This window comes from Streptomyces sp. YIM 121038 (genome assembly GCF_006088715.1).
Classification (GTDB): Bacteria; Actinomycetota; Actinomycetes; order Streptomycetales; family Streptomycetaceae; genus Streptomyces.
This window is the reverse complement of sequence record NZ_CP030771.1, coordinates 958525-977288: the sequence shown is the minus strand read 5'-3', so window position 1 is coordinate 977288 and position 18764 is coordinate 958525. Positions and strand designations below refer to the sequence as shown.

Annotated in this window: 14 protein-coding genes and 1 pseudogene; 12 read left to right on the top strand and 3 right to left on the bottom strand. The window is 74.5% G+C overall.

The window, feature by feature from the left end; all coding sequences use genetic code 11:
- Positions 1 to 11 precede the first annotated feature (11 nt).
- The 5 genes from C9F11_RS04080 to C9F11_RS04060 all read left to right on the top strand — a co-directional run bounded on the left by C9F11_RS04080 (position 12) and on the right by C9F11_RS04060 (position 9791).
- On the top strand, positions 12 to 6200 hold the full coding sequence (locus C9F11_RS04080; RefSeq protein WP_138957958.1) for a type I polyketide synthase: 6189 nt from the start codon (positions 12 to 14) through the stop codon (positions 6198 to 6200).
- Between the two features lie 28 nt (positions 6201 to 6228).
- Positions 6229 to 7194, top strand: coding sequence for a 3-hydroxyacyl-CoA dehydrogenase family protein (locus tag C9F11_RS04075; protein ID WP_138957957.1), 966 nt, complete (start codon positions 6229 to 6231; stop codon positions 7192 to 7194).
- Positions 7194 to 7466 (top strand): acyl carrier protein, encoded by a 273-nt coding sequence (locus C9F11_RS04070; protein WP_138957956.1) that lies wholly within the window; start codon positions 7194 to 7196, stop codon positions 7464 to 7466. Before C9F11_RS04075 ends, C9F11_RS04070 begins: the two co-directional genes overlap by 1 nt.
- 43 nt (positions 7467 to 7509) lie before the next feature.
- A complete protein-coding gene (locus tag C9F11_RS04065; protein WP_138966028.1) occupies positions 7510 to 8649 on the top strand; it encodes an acyl-CoA dehydrogenase family protein in 1140 nt (379 codons plus the stop codon).
- A gap of 89 nt (positions 8650 to 8738) precedes the next feature.
- The gene (locus tag C9F11_RS04060; protein ID WP_138966026.1) at positions 8739 to 9791 is read left to right on the top strand and encodes an HAD-IIIC family phosphatase; all 1053 of its coding nucleotides are present in this window, start codon (positions 8739 to 8741) and stop codon (positions 9789 to 9791) included.
- Positions 9792 to 9959: 168 nt separating this feature from the next.
- Here the strand turns inward: C9F11_RS04060 and C9F11_RS04055 are convergent, their stop codons facing one another.
- Positions 9960 to 10622, bottom strand: a complete 663-nt coding sequence (locus tag C9F11_RS04055) for a class I SAM-dependent methyltransferase (protein WP_138957955.1) — start codon at positions 10620 to 10622, stop codon at positions 9960 to 9962.
- 140 nt (positions 10623 to 10762) lie between these two features.
- The gene (locus C9F11_RS04050) at positions 10763 to 11704 is read right to left on the bottom strand and encodes a chlorophyllase (RefSeq protein ID WP_138957954.1); all 942 of its coding nucleotides are present in this window, start codon (positions 11702 to 11704) and stop codon (positions 10763 to 10765) included.
- A 231-nt stretch (positions 11705 to 11935) separates the two neighbouring features.
- On the opposite strand from C9F11_RS04050, the gene C9F11_RS04045 reads away from it, so the two are divergent.
- The 5 genes and pseudogenes from C9F11_RS04045 to C9F11_RS04025 form a co-directional block, all read left to right on the top strand.
- Entirely contained in the window at positions 11936 to 12526 is a 591-nt protein-coding gene (locus C9F11_RS04045; protein ID WP_249401585.1) for a TetR/AcrR family transcriptional regulator, read from the top strand.
- A 424-nt stretch (positions 12527 to 12950) separates the two neighbouring features.
- Positions 12951 to 13823 (top strand): haloalkane dehalogenase, encoded by an 873-nt coding sequence (locus tag C9F11_RS04040; RefSeq protein ID WP_138957952.1) that lies wholly within the window; start codon positions 12951 to 12953, stop codon positions 13821 to 13823.
- A 116-nt stretch (positions 13824 to 13939) separates the two neighbouring features.
- Complete coding sequence (locus C9F11_RS04035; RefSeq protein ID WP_138957951.1) at positions 13940 to 14485, top strand: dihydrofolate reductase family protein; 546 nt, start codon at positions 13940 to 13942, stop codon at positions 14483 to 14485.
- A gap of 101 nt (positions 14486 to 14586) precedes the next feature.
- Positions 14587 to 15333, top strand: a complete 747-nt coding sequence (locus C9F11_RS04030) for an alpha/beta fold hydrolase (protein ID WP_138957950.1) — start codon at positions 14587 to 14589, stop codon at positions 15331 to 15333.
- A gap of 320 nt (positions 15334 to 15653) precedes the next feature.
- Positions 15654 to 16373, top strand: a pseudogene (locus tag C9F11_RS04025) (helix-turn-helix domain-containing protein); the annotation flags it as partial.
- A gap of 24 nt (positions 16374 to 16397) precedes the next feature.
- Here the strand turns inward: C9F11_RS04025 and C9F11_RS04020 are convergent.
- The gene (locus C9F11_RS04020; protein ID WP_138957949.1) at positions 16398 to 17315 is read right to left on the bottom strand and encodes a dihydrodipicolinate synthase family protein; all 918 of its coding nucleotides are present in this window, start codon (positions 17313 to 17315) and stop codon (positions 16398 to 16400) included.
- A 71-nt stretch (positions 17316 to 17386) separates the two neighbouring features.
- Between C9F11_RS04020 and C9F11_RS04015 the strand changes: the two genes are divergently transcribed.
- Both C9F11_RS04015 and C9F11_RS04010 read left to right on the top strand, forming a co-directional pair.
- A complete protein-coding gene (locus C9F11_RS04015) occupies positions 17387 to 18301 on the top strand; it encodes a LysR family transcriptional regulator (RefSeq protein WP_138957948.1) in 915 nt (304 codons plus the stop codon).
- Between the two features lie 126 nt (positions 18302 to 18427).
- Positions 18428 to 18622, top strand: coding sequence for a hypothetical protein (locus tag C9F11_RS04010; protein WP_138957947.1), 195 nt, complete (start codon positions 18428 to 18430; stop codon positions 18620 to 18622).
- The last annotated feature ends 142 nt before the right edge of the window (positions 18623 to 18764 follow it).

Here is an 18764-nt window from a genome sequence, read left to right as displayed (position 1 = left end):
AAAGGAAGAACATGTCCACCGACGACCAGGTGGTGGCGGCCCTGCGGGCCTCCCTCCTCGACAACCAGCGGCTGCGCCAGGAGAACCGCGGCCTCGCCGACGCCTCCCGCGAACCCGTCGCCGTCGTGGCGATGAGCTGCCGCTACCCCGGCGGCGTCGGCTCGCCCGAGGACCTGTGGGAGCTGCTCGTCAAGGAGCGCGACGCCGTCACCGCCTTCCCCGCCGACCGCGGCTGGGACCTCGACGGCGTGTACGACGACGACCCGGACGCCCCCGGCACCTCGTACACCCGCGAAGGCGGCTTCCTGCACGACGCCTGCGCGTTCGACCCCGGCTTCTTCGGGATCTCGCCGCGCGAGGCCCTCGCCATGGACCCCCAGCAGCGCCTCCTCCTGGAGACCTCCTGGGAGGCCGTCGAGCGTGCCGGGATCGATCCGCGCTCCCTCAAGGGCAGCCGCACCGGCGTCTACGCGGGCGTCATCTACAGCGAGTACGGCTCCCGCCTCGACCGGGTCCCCGACGACCTGGAGGCCTTCCTCGGCACCGGCTCCATCGCCAGCGTCGCCTCCGGCCGCGTCGCCTACACCCTGGGTCTCGAAGGTCCCGCGGTCACCCTCGACACCGCCTGCTCCTCCTCCCTGGTCGCCATCCACCTGGCCTGCCAGGCCCTGCGCTCCGGCGACGCCACGCTGGCCCTCGCGGGCGGCGTGACCGTGATGGCCACGCCCGGCCTCTACGTCGGCTTCAGCAGGCAGCGCGGCCTGGCCCCCGACGGGCGCAGCAAGTCCTTCGCCGCCGCCGCCGACGGCGCGGGCTTCGGCGAGGGCGCGGGCATGGTCCTCCTGGAGCGCCTCTCCGACGCCCGGCGGCACGGCCACCCCGTGCTCGCCGTCGTCCGCGGCTCCGCCGTCAACCAGGACGGCGCGAGCAACGGCATGACGGCGCCCAACGGCCCCGCCCAGGAGCGCGTCATCCGGCAGGCCCTGGACAGCGCCGGACTCGCCCCCGCCGAGGTCGACGCCGTCGAGGCGCACGGCACCGGCACCGTCCTCGGCGACCCCATCGAGGCGCAGGCCCTGCTCGCCACCTACGGCCAGGACCGGCCCGCCGGGCGGCCCCTGTGGGTCGGCTCGCTCAAGTCCAACCTCAGCCACACCCAGGCCGCCGCCGGAGTCGGCGGCGTCATCAAGACGGTCCTCGCCCTGCGCCACGGCCTGCTGCCGCGCACGCTGCACGTCGACCGGCCCACCCCGCAGGTCGACTGGACCGAGGGCGCCGTCTCGCTGCTCACCGCCGCCACGCCGTGGCCCGCGACGGACCGCCCGCGCCGCGCCGGGGTCTCCTCCTTCGGGGCCAGCGGCACCAACGCCCACCTCGTCCTCGAACAGGCCCCCGAGGAACCGGCGCCCGAGGAACCGGCGGAGGAGCACGGCGAGCCCGCGGCGCCCACGGGCCCGGTCGCCTGGCCGCTGTCCGCCAAGGGCCCGGCGGCCCTGCGCGGCCAGGCCGCCGCCCTGCACGCCCACGTCCTGGCCGACCCGGCCCTGCGCCCCGCCGACATCGGCCTCTCCCTGGCCACCGGGCGCTCCCGGTTCGCCGACCGCGCCGTCGTCGTGGGCGCCGACCGCGGCGCGCTCCTCGACGGGCTCGGCGCGCTGGCGCGCGGCGAGCCGCTCACCCACGGCGTGACGGGCACCGCCCCGCGCGGCGGCCGCAAGGCGGTGTTCGTCTTCCCCGGGCTCGGCGCCCAGTGGCCCGGCATGGCGGCCGAACTCCTGGACGCCTCGCCGGTGTTCGCCGCCCGCGTGGCGGAGTGCGAGCAGGCCTTCGCCCCCCACCTGGACTGGTCGCTCGGCGGGGTGCTGCGCGGCGAGGACGACGCGCCGTTCCTCGACGGCGTGGAAGTCCTCCAGCCCGCGCTGTTCGCCGTGATGGTCTCCCTCGCCGAGGTGTGGCGCTCGTACGGCGTCGAGCCCGCGGCGGCCGTCGGCCACAGCCAGGGCGAGGTCGCCGCGGCCTGTGTCGCCGGGGCCCTGACCCTCCAGGACGCCGCCCGGGTGATCGCCCTGCGCAGCCGCGCCCTGTCCCGGGTCACCGGCGGGGGCGGCATGGCCACCCTGATGATGTCCGGCGACGAGGCCGAGGAGCTGCTGGCCGCGCGCGGCGGCGAGGTGTCGGTCGCGGCCGTCAACGGCCCGCGCGTCGTGGTCGTCGCGGGTTCCGCGGCCGCCGTCCGCGACCTCGTCGCCGACCTGACCGGGCAGGGCCTCATGGCCTTCCACATCCCGGTCGACTACGCGTCCCACTCCGGTGCCGTCGACGCCGTGCGCGACGAACTGCACGCCGCGCTCGCGGACATCGCCCCGCGCACGCCCGCGATCCCGCTGCTCTCCGCCGTCGACGCCGACTGGCTCACCGCCGCCGACCTCAACCCCGGGTACTGGTTCCGCAACCTGCGCGAGCCCGTCCGCTTCCACCCGGCCGTGCGCCGCCTGCTCGACGAAGGTCACCGCACCTTCGTCGAGGTGAGCCCGCACCCCACGCTCACCTACGGCATCGCGGACACGGCGGCGGACGCGGACGCCGCCGACGTCGAGGTCATCGGCACGCTGCGCCGCGACGACGGCGGCCCGCACCGCCTGCTGCTCGCCCTGGGCGAGGCACACGCGGCCGGGCTCCCCGTCGACTGGCGGCCCGCCTACGAGGGCACCGGCGCGCGCCGCGTCGGCCTGCCCACGTACGCCTTCCAGCGGCAGCGCTACTGGCTGGACGCGCCCGCCCCTTCCGGCGACCCGGCCTCGACGGGCCAGAGCGCCGCCGGGCACCCCCTGCTCGGCGCGGCCGTGGACCTGCCGGACGGCGGCACCCTCTACACCGGCCGCCTCTCGGTGGCCGCCCACCCCTGGCTCGCCGACCACGCCGTCGCCGGTGCCGTCCTGCTGCCCGGCGTGGCCTTCCTGGAGATGGCGGCCCACGCCGGTGCGCCGCTCGGCTGCGCCCAGGTCGAGGAGCTGACCCTGGCCGCGCCGCTGCTCCTGCCCGACGGGGACGAGGCGGCCCGCGGCGTCCACCTCCGGCTCGCCGTGGGCCCGGCCGACACCGAGGGCCGGCGCACGCTCGCCTTCCACTCCCGGGCCGAGGACGCGGCGGCGGACGAGCCCTGGTCCCAGCACGCGGGCGGCGCCCTCGCCCCCGCCCCGGCGGAGCGGGCGGCCCCCGCCCGGACGGCCTGGCCCCCTGCGGGCGCGACACCGCTGGACGTCGACGACCTGTACGAGGCCATGGCCTCCCGAGGTGTCGCGTACGGGCCCGCCTTCCGCGGGCTGCGCGCCGCCTGGGGGCACGGGGACGACCTCTACGCCGAGGTGACCCTGCCCGACGGAACGCCGGACACCTTCGCCGTGGCCCACCCGGCGCTCCTCGACGCCGCCCTCCAGACGACCGGCCTGCGGACCGCGGCGGCCACCGGCGACGCCGTGCCGCTGCCGTTCTCGTGGAGCCGGGTCACCCTCGGCCCGGGCACCGGACGGACCCTGCGCGTGGCCCTGCGGCCCGACGGCGACGACGCCGTGACGGTGCGCGTCACCACCGAGGACGGCCGGACCGTCGCCGACATCGGCGCGTTGACGCTGCGTGCGGCGTCGTACGACGGGCTGCGCGTCGCCGACCGCTCGCTGTACCGCGTCGACTGGTCGCCGGTCGACCGGCCCGCCGTGCCCGCGCCCGGGGCCGGGGCGCGTTGGGCGCTCCTCGCCGAGCGCGACGCGCGGCTCCTGCCCGACGACTTCGCGGGGTCGGACCCTGCCGAGGCCGACGCGGTCCTGCTGCCCTGCCCGCCCCTCGCCGGGGCCGAAGGGCCCGAAGCGGTGCACACCGCCACGGCGGACGTCCTGGAGCGGCTGCGCGCCCGCCTTGCGGACCCCGCGGCCGCGTCGGCTCCGCTCGTGGTCCTGACCCGGGGCGCGGCCGGGCCCGGAGCTGGGCCCGGAGCCGGAGCCGAGCCCGTGGACGTGCCGGGCGCGGCCGTCTGGGGGCTGCTGCGCGCGGCCCAGCTCGAACACCCCGGGCGCTTCGTCCTCCTGGACACCGACGACCCGGCCGCCACGGCCGCCGCCCTGCCCGCGGCACTGGCCGCCGAAGAGCCCCAACTCGCCCTACGCGATGGTGTGTTGTACGCACCGAGACTCGCTCGGGCGGCAGCGGCCCCCGACACCGCGAGCCCCGCCTTCGACCCGAACGGCACCGTCCTGCTGACCGGCGGGGGCGGCGTCCTCGCGGGCATCATCGCCCGCCACCTGGTCACCCGGCACGGCGTACGCCACCTGTTGCTGCTGGGCCGCCGGGGCGCCGAGGCGCCGGGCACGGCCGAACTGGCCCGGGAACTGGGGGAGTCCGGCGCCCACGTCACCGTCACGGCCTGCGACGTGGCCGACCGCGCGGCCCTCGCCCAGGCCCTGGACGGCATCCCCACGGAGCACCCGCTGCGGGCCGTCGTCCACACCGCGGGCGTCCTCGACGACGGGCTGCTCGACGCGCAGACGCCCCGACGGCTGAGCGCCGTGCTGCGGCCCAAGGCGGACGGGGCCCGGCACCTGCACGACCTGACCCGGGCCGCCGACCTGACGGCCTTCGTCGTCTACTCGTCCGCAGCGGGCGTCTTCGGCAGCCCCGGCCAGTCCACCTACTCCGCGGCCAACGCCTCGCTCGACGCCCTCATGACGGAGCGCCACCGCCTCGGCCTGCCCGCCACCTCGCTGGCCTGGGGCCTCTGGGAGCAGCGCAGCGCCCTGACCGCGGAGCTGTCCGACACCGACCTGCGGCGCATGCGCCGCAGCGGTGTGCGCGGCCTCTCCGCCGAGGAGGGCGCAGCCCTGTTCGACCGCGCGCTCGCCCTGGCCGAGCCCGTCCTCGTCCCCGTCCACCTCGACCTCGCCGCCTACCGCGACCAGGCCGTGCCGCCGCTGCTGCGCGGCCTCGTCAAGGCGGCGCCCGCCGGGCCCCGCCCCGCGGCCGACAGCGCGCCGCTGCGGCAGCGCCTCGCCGCCGCGGAGCCGGGCGAGCACGGGCGGATCCTCCTCGGCCTCGTCCTGGCCCAGGCCGCCGACGTGCTCGGCCACGCGACGCCCGAGGCCCTGGGCGCCGAGGACGCGTTCCTCTCCGTCGGCTTCGACTCGCTCACCGCCGTCGAGCTGCGCAACCGCCTCGCCGCCCGCACCGGTCTGCGGCTGCGCCCCACCACGGTCCTCGACAGCGGCACCCCCGCCCGCCTCGCCGAGCGGCTCCGCGGCGAACTGGCCCAGGAGGCGGCACCGGCCGCCGCCGACGGGCCCGCGCCGGGCCCGGCCACGGACCCCGTCGGCACCCTCTTCCGCCAGGCCTGCGAACTCGGCCGCGTCGACGAGGGCATCGCCCTCCTGAAGAACGCCGCCGCGCTGCGCCCCGACTTCCGCACCGGCGCCGAACTCCTCGCGGCCCCGGCCAAGCCCGAACTGCTGCGCCTGTGCCCGCACGACGGCGCCCCGGAACTGGTCTGCTTCGGCTCCGTCGTCGCGCTCGGCGGTGCCCACCAGTACGCCCGCTTCGCCGCGCGGTTCCGCGGCCGGTACGGCGTCAGCGCCCTCGCTGCCCCCGGCTTCCTGCCCGGCGAACCGGTCCCGGCCGACCTGGCCGCGCTGCTCGACTTCCAGGCCGGGACCCTGCGCGCGGAGCTCGGCGGGCGGCCCCTCGTCCTGCTGGGCTCCTCCTCCGGCGGCACGCTCGCGCACGGCGTCGCGGCCCGTCTGGAGGAGCTGGGCGCGGGCCCGGCCGCCGTGGTCCTGCTCGACACGTACCTGTCGGACAACGCCGGGATGACGCAGTTCAACGACGTCCTGGTCGGCGGGATGTTCGCCCGCGAGGAGCGCGCCACCCCCATGGACGGCACCCGGCTCACCGCCATGGGCCGCTACTTCCGCCTCCTCGACACCTGGACACCCCCCGCCGTGCGGGCGCCCACCCTGCTCGTCCGCGCCTGCGAGCCGCTCGGCGAACCGGACCCCGACGCGGGTGACTGGCGCGCCACCTGGCCCACCGCGCGGTCCGTCGTGGACGTGCCCGGTGACCACTTCTCCCTAATGGAGGAGCACGTCACCACCACCGCGGACGCCGTCTCCGACTGGCTCGCCGAGGTCGTCGACTTCCCACCCCGCACCACGCCCTGACCACCCATCAGCGACCTAGGAGAGGCGCATGACGCAAGCGCCACCCACAGCCCCCGAGACGCCCACCGCCCCCGACCCGGACACCGCTCGCGATCCAGACACCGCTCCCGACCCGGACACCGGCCCCGACCCGGACACCGGCCACGGCCCGCACCGGATCGCCGTCCTCGGCGCCGGGGTGATGGGCGTGGGCATCACCGCCCTCGCCCTCGGGCACGGCGTCCCGGTCCTGCTCGTCGACGTCGACGCCGAGCGGCTCGACCGGGCCCAGGACGACATCGACCGCGAGCTGCGCATGGCCCAGCTCATGGGACGGCTCCCGGCGGGCGCCGCCACCGGAGCCCTGGCCCGGGCCACCGGAACGGACGGCGTCGGCGACGCCACCGCCGTCATCGAGGCCATCACGGAGGTCGCCGAACTCAAGGCCAAGGCGCTCGCCGAGGTCTCGGCACGGGTGCGCCCCGGCACCCCGCTGATCTCCAACACCTCGTCCATTCCCATCGACGAACTCGCCGGGTACGCCGAGCGCCCCCAGGACGTCATCGGCACCCACTTCATGAACCCGCCGTACCTCATCCCGACCGTGGAGGTCATCCGGGGCGCGCGGACCGGCGGCACGACCATGGCCGCCGCCGGCGCGCTGCTCACCGCGCTGGGGCGGCAGCAGGTCGTCGTGCGCGACGCCCCCGGCTTCGTCACCAGCCGCGTCCTGCACCCGATGATCAACGACGCGGCCCGGGTGGTGCAGGAGGGCACCGCGACCGCCGAGGACGTCGACGCCCTCATGGAGGGCTGCCTCGGCCATCCCACCGGGCCGCTGCGCACCGCCGACCTCATCGGCATCGACAACTTGGTGGACTCCCTGAAAGTCCTGCACCAGCGCACCGGAGACGACGGCTGCCGCCCCTGCGACCTGCTGCTCGACAAGGTCCGCCGGGGCGAACTCGGCCGCAAGAGCGGCCGTGGATTCTACGCGTATCAGGAGGAGAACTGATGAACAGCTTCGACACCGGGGCCACCGAGAAGGAGATCATGCGCTTCCTGGAGGCGCGCACCAAGCGCTCCTGGGAGGCCGACGTCGATCTGTTCGCCTCCGGCGGCCTCTCGTCGCTGTTCGCGATGGAACTGGTCGTCCACCTGGAGAAGTCGTTCGGCGTCTCCGTGCGCGGCGCCGATCTGCGCCTGGACAACTTCCGTACGGTCGCCTCGATGACGGCGCTCGTCGGGCGCCTCCGGGCGGCGGCGGACGGGGGAGCCGGTGAGTGACCGCCCCCTGACCGCCCCCTCGGGCCCGGGCTCCCCGGCCGCTCTGGACGAGGCCGGCGCCGCCGTCACCGGCCTGATAGCCGCCGGGGCCGACGCCTGGGACCGTGCGGGCCTGCTGCCCGTCGACCTGCTGCGCGGCCTCGGCGCCGAGGGACGGCTGTGCGCCCAGGTCCCGGCGGCGTACGGCGGTTGGGGCCTGGACAGCGCGGCCGCGGGCGCGTTCACCGCGCACGTCGGCAGCCTGTGCAGTTCGGTGCGGAGCGTCATGACCTCCCAGGGCATGGCCGCCTGGACGATCGAGCGCTTCGGCACCCCCGAGCAGCAGGCGGCGTTCCTGCCCCGGCTCACCGGCGGCGAACTCGCCGCGGCGGGCTTCAGCGAGCGCGGCGCGGGCAGCGACCTCTCCGCGATGACCACCCGGGTCCGGCGGGACGGCGACACGGTCGTCCTCGACGGCCACAAGGTCTGGGTCACCGCCGCGCACTACGCCGACCTCCTCGTCCTGTTCGGCAAGTACACGGAGCACGCAGAGCACGCGGAGACGGACTCGGGGGCGGCCGGTGGGGACGACGCCGTGGCGGTGGTCGTGCCCGCGGACACCCCCGGCGTCCGGGTGACCCGCGTCGCCGACCCGCTCGGCTGCCGCGCGGCCGGGCACGCCGACATCTCCCTGGACGGGGTGCGGGTGCCCGCGACGCATGTGCTCGGCGGCGCGGCGCTGCCCCTGCCGCTCCTGGTGACCACCGCCCTCGCGTACGGGCGCATGTCCGTGGCGTGGGGGTGCGTGGGCATCCTGCGCGGCTGTCTCACGGCGGCGGCCCGGCACGCGGCCACCCGGGAGCAGTTCGGCGCCCCGCTGGGCGAGCACCAGCTCGTGGCCCGCCACCTCGCCGAGCTGTACGTCGCCGAGCGGACGGCGACGCGGGCCTGCGAACACGCCTCGCGGTGCTGGGACGAGGGCTCACCCGACCAGGTCGTCGCCACCGTCCTGGCCAAGCACGTCAGCGCGGGCAACGCGGCCCGCGGCGCGGCCACCGCCGTCCAGGTCCTGGCCTCGGCCGGGGCCCAGGACGGCCACCCCGTGGCCCGCGCCCACCGCGACGCGAAGTTGATGGAAATCATCGAAGGAAGCAACGAGATGTGCCAGCTCATGCTGGCGCGGCACGTCCTCAGCAGCGCGTGAAGGGAACCGGAGTGACGACCACCAGAGCGAACACGACCGCGGTGACGACGGGGACGCGCGACGCGTCCGCCGCGCCCCCCGCTCCCGTACTGAAGTGCCTGGTCTGGGACCTCGACAACACCCTGTGGCGGGGCACCCTCCTGGAGGACGGCGAGGTGACCCTGCCCGACGCCGTCCGTGACGTCATAGTGGAGCTGGACGCCCGCGGCGTCCTGCAGTCGGTGGCGAGCAAGAACGACCACGAGACGGCGTGGGCCCGCCTGGAGAAGCTCGGCCTCGCCGAGTACTTCGTGCTGCCGCAGATCGGCTGGGGCCCCAAGTCGCAGTCCGTGCGCCGGATAGCCGACACCCTCAACTTCGCCCTCACCGCCATCGCCTTCATCGACGACCAGCCCACCGAGCGGGCCGAGGTCACCTACCACCTGCCGGAGGTCCGCTGCTACCCGGCCGACGCGGCCCTGGACCTGCCGGGCCTGCCGGAGTTCACCCCGCCGCTGCGGACGGTGGACTCCCGGCGGCGGCGCGAGATGTACCAGGCGGGCTTCCGCCGCGAGGCCGCCCGCGCCGAGGCCACCGGGCCCGACGAGGACTTCCTGCGCTCCCTCGACCTGGACATGCGCATCAGCCGCGCGACCGGCGACGAGCTGTCGCGGGTCGAGGAACTCACCCTGCGCACCAGCCAGATGAACGCCACCGGCGTGCACTACTCCGACGCCGATCTGCGGCGGCTGCTCACCGACCCCGATCACGAGGTCCTGGTGGTCACGCTCACCGACCGGTTCGGCCCGCACGGGGCGGTGGGTGTGCTGCTCCTGGAGCGCCGACCGCAGGCCTGGCACCTCAAGCTCCTCGCCACGTCCTGCCGGGTGGTGTCCTTCGGCGCGGGCGCCACCCTCCTCAACTGGCTGGTCGACGAGGCGGCCCGGGCGGGCACCCATCTGGTGGCCGACTTCCGTCCCACCGACCGCAACCGCATGATGGAGATCGCCTACCGCTTCGCGGGCTTCGCGGACGACGACCCCTGCTCCTGCGTGGCGACGCTCCCGCAGACGGCGGACGAGCACCTCCAGCGCCTGCATCTGCGCCCCGAGCGGCGCCCGGCATCGACGACGATCACGGTGAACGCGGTGGATCTGAGCTAGAAGGACGGAGCCGCGCCCCGGAAAGCCGCTCCGGAAACCCGCCCTGGAACTCCGGTCTGGAAAGCGGGTCTGAAACGCGGGTCTGAAACGCGGGTCTGGAATACGGCTTGGAAACGGGAAAGCCCGGTACGAGCGCCACTCGTACCGGGCCATTCCGCCGGCTGTGCCTCAGCGTTTACGCGCGAGGGTGATGCCGTCCGCCATCACGAGCATCGACATATCCACACGCGCGTCGTCGGCGAGCGCCGCGTTCAATTCACGGATGGCCACCGTGTCGGCGTCGTCGAATTCCGGGTCGGCGACCCGCCCGAAGAACAGCGTATTGTCGATGACGATGAGGCCGCCGCTGCGGGTGAGGGCGAGTGACTTCTCGTAATAGGTGCGGTAGTTGACCTTGTCGGCGTCGATGAAGACGAGGTCGAAGGCGCCGGGACCGCGCTCGGCGAGCAGCCCGTCCAGGGTGTCCACCGCGTCCCCGACCCGCAGGTCGATCCGGTCGTCGACGCCGGCCCGCTTCCAGTACGGAATGCCGACGTCCGGCCACCGGTCACTGATGTCGCAGGTCACGACCGTGCCGTCGGCGGGGAGAGCCCGGGCCGCGCACAGGGTGCTGTATCCGGTGAAGGTGCCGATCTCCAGCACGGCGCGGGCGCCGACGAGTCCGACGAGCAGCCCCAGTAACTGGCCTTCCTCCGCCATGACTTGCAGGGCAGCACCACCGGGCAGCAGTGCCGTTTCCTCCCGCAGCTCTCTGAGGACGTCGTCGTCCCGTAGAGATACGTCACGGACGTAGGAGAGGAGTGTGTCGGTGGAATCGACCTGGTGAGCCATGGGGCGATGCCCTTCTCTGCGAGGCGCACAAAATGGGGATTCTGCCGATTCAGCGTAACACCGGGGTCCGGTTCTCGTGGGTCAATTCATAAGCGCCGGTGGGCATTTCGGCCGCCGGGCGACCGGGGCGCGATCGGGCCTCACTTGCTCTGCACCTTTCCCAGCGGATCGGGTTCTTCCGCCAGTGCGGTGACCGCATCCCGCCACGCGGTGTCCTCGGGGTGGAGGGTGCCGCGCAGGAAGGCGGTGGTGAGCCGCTGGAGGAGGGCGACCCGCGCGGGGCTCTCGTCGGTCGTCTCGGCGGCCTCGTGGCCGGGGATGCCGCCGAGGGAGTGCTCCGCGCCGAACAGGGTGAGCAGGCTCTTGTCACCCGGGCTGTACGTGTAGGCGTCGGTGAACCAGTCCGGTCCGCGCGTGGACAGGGCGGAGTCGTCGCTGTCCCCGGCGACGATGAGCGCGGGCGCGGTCATGGCGGCGAAGGACGGCCTCATGAAGGGAAGGTGCTCGACGGCGAACGGGGTCAGGCTGTCGCCGAGCCCGGTGAGCGCGAGCAGCACGCCCGCCGTGACGCGGGGGTCGGACAGGTCCTCGCCGGGCGTGCCGTCGGCGTCGAGGACGCGCGCGCCCAGCAGCGTGCTCGCCGTCTGCGCTCCCCAGGAGTGGCCCGCCACGGCGACGCGGCCGTGGTCGACGCGTCCGCTCAGGCCCGGCACGGCGGCTTCGAGCGTGTCGAGTCCGTCCAGGGCGCGCGTGAGGTCCTCGACGCGGAAGCGCCAGATCCGTGGCGTACGGGGGTCGTCGGCGGGGATGCCGAGCGTCCTGGAGTCGAGGTGGGTGGGCTGGACGACCACGAAGCCGTGCGCGGCCCAGTGGTCCGCGAGCGGCGCGTAGCCGTTCATCGACCAGCCGAAGCCGTGCGAGAAGACGACGACGGGCAGGTCGCCGCCCGTCGCGGGGGCGGACACGCGGACGTGGAGGTCCTCGCCGCGGCCCGGGGCGGGCAGGACGACGGGCTTCGCGGACACCACCGTGGCGGGTGTGCGCGCGGTCTTCTGTACGGGTGTGCTCTGCGAGTGGGGCATGTCGGTGGGTGCTTCCGTTCGGTGTACGTGGTGCGGCGGGCCCGGCACACAGGGGGTGCCGGGGCGGGCGCGGGAGCAGGAGCCGGAGGGTGCGGGGGCGCACGGCAGCCCTCGGGGCCGCGCCCCCGCTCTGGCATCATGAGCAAAGCGGAACGTTGCTCCAGTAACGATACGGAGCACTGTTCCGCTTCGCAAGGTTCGGTTCGAGTTCCGTTCGAGAGGAGTACCGCGGTGAACGAGAGCGGCCCGGGTGAGGGTGGCGCGGCGGGGCCCAGGCGCAAGGACGCCCGGCGCAATCAGCAGGCGCTCCTGGACGCGGCGGCCGCCGTGTTCGTCGCCTCGGGGGTGGAGGCCCCGGTGCGCGACATCGCGGCCGAGGCCGGGGTCGGGATGGGCACGATCTACCGGCACTTCCCGACCAGGGCGGACCTGGTCATCGCCGTCTACCGCCATCAGGTCGACGCCTGCGCCGAGGCGGGCCCGGCCCTGCTGGCGGCGGGTCCCACCCCGCACGCCGCCCTCGGGAAGTGGGCCGACCTCTTCGTCGACTTCCTGGTCACCAAGCACGGCCTGGCCGCCGCGATGCAGAGCGACAACACCGGCTTCGAGGCGCTGCACGCCTACTTCCTCGACCGCCTCCTGCCGGTGTGCGCCCAACTCCTCGACGCTGCCGTCGCCGCGGGCGAGATCCGGCCCGGTCTCGACGCCTACCCGTTGATGCGCGGCATCGGGAACCTCTGCATCGGCTCCGAGGGCGACCCCCGCTACGACCCCCGCCCGTTGGTCGCACTCCTCGTCGCGGGCCTGCGCCAGGCGGACTGATCGCACGGGTTCCGTCTTTCGCGGCATAGTGCGGGTCGGTGTGCGTTCATCGTCAGGTCATTGCAAAACCCGGCCGGTTCGGTTGCGTTCACCGGCATATCCGTTGCAACGGTTAGCGGCTCTTCACCTGGGGAAATGTCGTAGAGGGGCGTTCAATTGTTTGACTCGCCTGTGAACGCAACATAGCTTTCCGTCCCGGGTCGGGAACCGGCCCGGGGGCGGGGGCCTTCACCCGCGTCATCGCGCTGCCTCGTGTCCGAGCCGGTCGGCCACGAGCCCAAGTAGACCTGTCACGCGGCGAGTTGGCGACCCACGGCTGCCGTGACGGCCTGCGGGTCACCCGCTCACCCGGGTCACCCGCTCACCACGCCCGTGAACCGGCCATCGACGCACACCCACCAACGACCAGGGGGAGGGCTCTCGCGTGCCTGTCCAGCCCGTACTCGACTCCACCATGTTCCACCGGGAACTCGGCGAACCCGGCGCCGGTGCGCCCATGGTCTTCCTGCACGGCAACCCCACCTCCTCCCACCTGTGGCGGGACGTCCTGCCCGCCGTCGGCGGACCGGGCCGGCTCCTGGCCCCGGACCTGATCGGCATGGGGGAGTCCGGCAAGCCCGACATCGCCTACACCTTCGCCGACCAGGCCCGATACCTGGACGCCTGGTGCGACGCGCTCGGCCTCGACCAGGTGGTCCTGGTCGGCCACGACTGGGGCGGCGCCCTCGCCTTCGACTGGGCCGCCCGGCACCCCGGACGCGTACGGGGCATCGCGTTCACCGAGACCATCGTCAAACCCATGACGTGGGAGGAGTTCCCCGAAGGCGGCCGCCCGCTGTTCGAGGCGATCAAGACGCCCCAGGTCGGCGAGGCCATGATCCTCGACGACAACGCCTTCGTCGAGCAGGCGCTGCCCGGCACCGTCGCCACCCCGCTCGCCCCGGCGGACCTGGACGTCTACCGCCGCCCCTACCCGACGCGGGAGAGCCGCCGCCCGCTGCTCCAGTGGCCGCGCTCGATGCCGCTCGGCGGTGAACCCGCCGACGTCGTGGCCCGGATCGAGGCCTACGACACCTGGCTGGCGACCAGCCGGGACGTGCCCAAACTCCTCATCACCTTCGCGCCGGGGCCCGGCACCATGATGGGCCCGGCGCTCGTGGACTGGTGTGCCCAGAACATCGCCGCGCTGGAGATCGAGCACAGCGACGCCGTCGCCGGTCACCACACCCCGGAGGACCAGCCCCGGGCGATCGCCGCCGCCGTCACCGCCTGGGCACACCACCACCAGCTTCGCTGAGCCACCCGCCGGACCGGGGCGCCTCCGGCCGGGCACGCCATCGCGCCCGGCCGGGACCCCGCACCCGACGAGGCCCGGCGGGACCCGAAGGAAGACCCACCACCAGGAGGAACCGCATGACCGCACCACGCACCATCGTGACCGGGCTGTTCATCTCCCTCGACGGCGTCGTGGAGGCGCCGGAGACCTGGCACTTCCCGTACCTGAACGACGAGATGGACGCCGCCGTCGGCGAGATGTACGCCGGAGCCGACACGCTGCTCCTGGGCCGCAAGACCTACGAGTCGTTCGCCGCCGTCTGGCCGCAGCAGAGCGGTGAGTTGGCCGACGCCATCAACAACATCCGCAAGCTGGTCGCCTCCACCACGATGACCGGCGCCGACTGGAACAACTCGGCAGTCATCGAGGGCGACGTCGTCACCGCGGTCAAGGAGCTCAAGCGGCAGCCGGGCGGGAACATCACCCTGACCGGCAGCATAGGCCTGACCCGCACCCTGGTCGCGGCCGGGCTCGTCGACGAACTGCGCCTGCTGGTCCACCCGATCGTGCTGGGGACCGGGACGCGGCTCTTCCCCGAGGGCTCCGAGCGGGTGCCGCTCCGGCTCACCCGCTCGACGACCTTCTCCACCGGCGTCCTCGACCTGAGCTACCAGCCGGTCTGACGGCAAGGGGGTCCGCCCGCCGACCGCGTACGGCGGCGGGCGGACCCCGCACCGCGGCACACCACACCGGGCCACAGCGGCCCGTCCGAAGGCGAGGAATCATGCGAGACGCACACGCCGGACCGGGCGGCGCCCGGATCCGCTGGGTGGAGATCGCCGGGGACGAACCGGCCCGGCTCTGCCTCCACGGCGCGGGCGGGCAGGCGGCGGCCTACTTCACCCACGTGATGACGCTGCCGCCGCTGACCGGGCGGCGCACCCTGATGATGGACCTGCTCGGCTTCGGCCTCAGCGATCGGCCCGCGGACTTCGGCCACGGCCTTGAGGACCACGCCGACGCCGTGGCCCGGGCCCTGGACGGCGCGGGCATCGAAGGCGCCGAGGTCGTCGCCCACAGCATGGGCGGCGCCGTCGCGATCGCGCTGGCCGCCCGACGGCCGGACCTGGTCTCCCGCCTCGTCCTGGCCGAGCCCGTCCTCGACCCGGTGCCTCCGCCCGCACCCGGCGCCTTCGGCATCACCGCCTTCACCGAGCGGGAGTTCGCCGCCGACGGGATGGCCCGGTTCCTGGAGCGGGTCGACCCGCTGTGGGCCGCGACCCTGCGCCTGGCCGACCCCGTCGCCCTGCACCGCAGCGCCTTCGGCCTGCGCGCGGGAACCACCCCCGCCGCCCGCGACCTGCTGGCCGAGCTGACGATCGCGCGTACGGTCCTGCTCGGGGCGCGCTCCCAGCCGCTGACCGGCCGAGCCGAACTGGAAGCCGCGGGGGTGCGCGTCGTCACCGTCCCGGACGCGGGGCACAACATCATGCTCGACAACCCGCGGGCCTTCGCCGAACACGTCGCCTGACGAGTCCGTACGGGACGGGCGCGGGCCGTCCGCGTGGGCACACCGTCCTCCGCGAGCCTGGCGGCGAGCCGGACCGCGGAGGCGACCGCGACAGTTGCTTCCCGATGTTTCCCGATCCGGTTTTCCAAATACAGAAACGCTACGTTGTGTTCAGGGCTCGCCCCGACACGTTCGTTGCATCAGACTTCCATGTGCCCAGCTAGTGCCCAACTCGCGTTGCAATGCCCGTACTTCCGGTGCAACGAACACGCCCTGATCGTTGCACTGGAACGACGCTGGACCCTACGGTGGAGGCACCACGGAGCACGAAGGAGACCGCGATGCCGGGAGGCAGACTCACCCAGCGGGAGCGTCAGCACATCGCGCTGGGACTGGCCGACGGCCTCGCCTACGCGGAGATCGCCCGCCGCCTCGACCGGCCGACCTCGACCGTCACGCGCGAGGTCATGCGCAACGGCGGCCCCACCACCTACCGCGCCGACCTGGCCCACCGCGCCACCGAGCGCCGCGCCCGGCGGCGCAGACAGACCGCGTCCCGCGGGGCGGACGTGTCCCCGCAGCCCTACGGACGCGACGCCGAGGCGGTGCACGCGTACGAGGAGATGTTCACCACCGTCCTCATGGTGTCGGGCATGCCCACCATGACGGCCCGGGTGATGGCCTGCCTCACCCTCACCGACGCGGGCAGCCTCACCGCGTCCGAACTCGTCCGGCGCCTCCAGGTCAGCCCGGCGTCGGTGTCCAAGGCGATCGCGTTCCTCGACAACCAGGGCCTCGTCCGCCGGGAGCGCGACGAACGCCGCCGCGAGCGCTACGTCGTCGACGACGACGTCTGGTACCAGTCGACGATGGCCGGAGCCCGCAGCGCCGCCCAGCTCGGGACGACGGCACGCCAGGGCATCGGCGTCCTCGGCACCGGCACCCCGGCCGCCGCGCGCCTGGAGAGCATCGCCCGCTTCGCCGACTTCGTCAGCGCGGGCATCGCCCGCGCCGCGGTCCAGGCCCGGGAGTTCCTCCGCCCGCAGCCCGAAGCGCCCTCGTCCGAGGCGCCCTCGTCCGGTGCGTCACACCAGGGCCGGATCGAGCCGGGGCAGGTGGCGCGCGAGGTCCCGGGCCCGACGGACCGCGTCGGGGGAGGCGGGCAGCAGAGGCAGCCGGACGGCCGCGCTGGGGATGCGCCCCTGGGCGTGCAGCACACCCTTGATCACGGTCGGGTTCGGCTCGGCGAAGAGGGCGGCGGAGAACCGGGCGAGATCCGCTCCGAGCGCGCGGGCGGGCCCGGCGGCGCCGCGGCGCCACAGCGCGATCAGCTCGGCGTACTCGGCGGTGCGGAGGTTGGCCGACGCGAGGATCCCGCCGTGCGCGCCCGCGGCGACGAGCGGTGAGATGACGGCGTCGTCCCCGCCGAGCACGGCGAAGCCGGGCGGGGGAGAGCCGAGCAGCTCCACCGTCGCCGCGTCGATCGCGCCGGTCGCGTGCTTGGTCCCGACGATTCCCGGCAGCCTGCCGAGCGCGGCGATCGTGCCCGCGCTCAAGGACTGCCCGGTGCGGTACGGGATGTCGTACACGATCAGCGGTACGCCGCCCTCCGCGGCCAGCGCGGTGAAGTGCGCCACCGTCCCCGCCTCGCCGGGCCGGACGTAGGGCGGCGCGGGGACCAGCGCCGCGGCCGCGTCGCCGCCGGCCGCGAGCGTGCGCAGCGATCCGATGGCGGCCGCGGTGTCACCCGTGCCGACCCCGACGATCAGCGGGGCACCGTGCGCCCGGCAGGCGGCCCCGCAGACGCGCACCACCGTCTGCCGCTCCGCCTCGGTCAGCGTGGCCGCCTCGGCGGTGGTGCCGAGGGCGACGAGCCCGGAGGCACCGGCCGAGAGCGCCTCGTCGGCGAGGCGGGCGAGCGCGTCGGGGGCCAGGCGCAGGTCGTCGGTGAAGGGAGTCACCAAGGGGACGTACAGGCCGTGGAAGTTCGGTTCGGGCTTCATGGCTCAACCCTGGCGCACCCGGACCCGGTAGATCCATTTCTGATTTCTATCCCCATGCCTAAGCTGAACTTATGCTTGATGTACGTCGTCTCTCCCTGCTGCGCGAACTGGACCGGCGGGGCACCATCGCCGCCGTGGCCGAGGCGCTGACCTTCACCGCGTCCGCCGTCTCCCAGCAACTGGGCGTCCTGGAGCGCGAGGCGGGCGTGCCCCTGCTGGAACGCAGCGGCAGGCGCGTGGTGCTCACCCCCGCGGGCCGGACCCTCGTCACCCACGCCGACGCGGTGCTGCAACGCCTCGAGGTGGCGGTCTCCGAGCTGGCCAGCGCGCGGGAGGGCGTCGGCGGGCCGCTGCGCATCGGGACCTTCCCCTCCGGCGGACACACCATCGTGCCCGCGGCCCTGGCCGAGCTCGCCCGACGGCATCCCGCGCTGGAGCCGATGGTGCGGGAGATCGACTCCGCGCGCGTCTCCGACGGCCTGCGGGCCGGTGAACTCGACGTGGCCCTCGTCCACGACTACGACTTCGTCCCCGCGGCACCGGACACCACGGTCGACGCGATCCCCCTGGTGGACGAGCCGATGTACCTCGTCACCAGCGCCGCGACCCGGGCCACCGGCCGCGGCGACACCCTGGCGGACCTGCTCGGGCCCTACGCCGAGGCCCCGTGGATCACCGCACGGGACGGCACCACCGGCCACGCCATGGCCGTGCGCGCCTGCCAGGCGGCCGGGTTCCAGCCGCGCATCCGCCACCAGGTCAACGACTTCCGCACGGTCCTGGCCCTGGCCGCCACCGGCCAAGGCGCCGGCCTCGTCCCCGAAACGGCCACCGCGCAGGGGCCCGCGGGCCTGGTCCTGACCGCACTGCCGCTGTTCCGCCGCTCGAAGGTCGCCTTCCGCGCGGGCGGCGCCGGCCATCCGTCCATCGCCGCCTTCGTGGCCGCGGCGAAGGCGGCTGTGGCGGCGGGGAGCGCTGCCGCCTGACGTACGCGGGCCAAGTCGCCCTCCCCGCACGGCGGGAGCGCACAGCGGGAGTGCACGGTGGGGGCGCACGGCGGGCGACGGTCCGTCGCGCGTGTCCTCGCTTTCCGCGCGGTCGTTGAAGTACGCATGCCTGCGAAAGATGTGATCAACGGACCGCACACGGACCCCGCACCCCACCGCCCCCTCGGCGCCGCGCCCCCTCCCCGGCCACGGAGCACCGGCGCCGATCCGGCGCCCTCGACCGCCGCGCAGGCGACGCGCGGGACAGGGGACGACGGCGAGGCGTGCGCCTTCAACCGCTGGTGCACCGTCGTCTACTGACCACGGCGTGACGCGGGCGCCGTACGGCGGGCGAACGCGGTGGGCGAACACAACACGACGGCGAACACGACAGGCGAACGCGCGGATGGACGTCGTGGTGACCATCCCAAGATTCACTCGTTGGGAGGGGGGTGACAGCAAC

What these genes read in the sequence shown, in the direction of transcription:
- C9F11_RS04020 (WP_138957949.1), bottom strand. Translation starts at nt 17,315, where the DNA reads ATGAAGCCCGAACCGAACTTCCACGGCCTGTACGTCCCCTTGGTGACT.
- C9F11_RS04050 (WP_138957954.1), bottom strand. Translation starts at nt 11,704, where the DNA reads ATGCCCCACTCGCAGAGCACACCCGTACAGAAGACCGCGCGCACACCC.
- C9F11_RS04070 (WP_138957956.1), top strand. Translation starts at nt 7,194, where the DNA reads ATGAACAGCTTCGACACCGGGGCCACCGAGAAGGAGATCATGCGCTTC.
- C9F11_RS04055 (WP_138957955.1), bottom strand. Translation starts at nt 10,622, where the DNA reads ATGGCTCACCAGGTCGATTCCACCGACACACTCCTCTCCTACGTCCGT.
- C9F11_RS04030 (WP_138957950.1), top strand. Translation starts at nt 14,587, where the DNA reads ATGCGAGACGCACACGCCGGACCGGGCGGCGCCCGGATCCGCTGGGTG.
- C9F11_RS04010 (WP_138957947.1), top strand. Translation starts at nt 18,428, where the DNA reads ATGCCTGCGAAAGATGTGATCAACGGACCGCACACGGACCCCGCACCC.
- C9F11_RS04080 (WP_138957958.1), top strand. Translation starts at nt 12, where the DNA reads ATGTCCACCGACGACCAGGTGGTGGCGGCCCTGCGGGCCTCCCTCCTC.
- C9F11_RS04035 (WP_138957951.1), top strand. Translation starts at nt 13,940, where the DNA reads ATGACCGCACCACGCACCATCGTGACCGGGCTGTTCATCTCCCTCGAC.
- C9F11_RS04075 (WP_138957957.1), top strand. Translation starts at nt 6,229, where the DNA reads ATGACGCAAGCGCCACCCACAGCCCCCGAGACGCCCACCGCCCCCGAC.
- C9F11_RS04015 (WP_138957948.1), top strand. Translation starts at nt 17,387, where the DNA reads ATGCTTGATGTACGTCGTCTCTCCCTGCTGCGCGAACTGGACCGGCGG.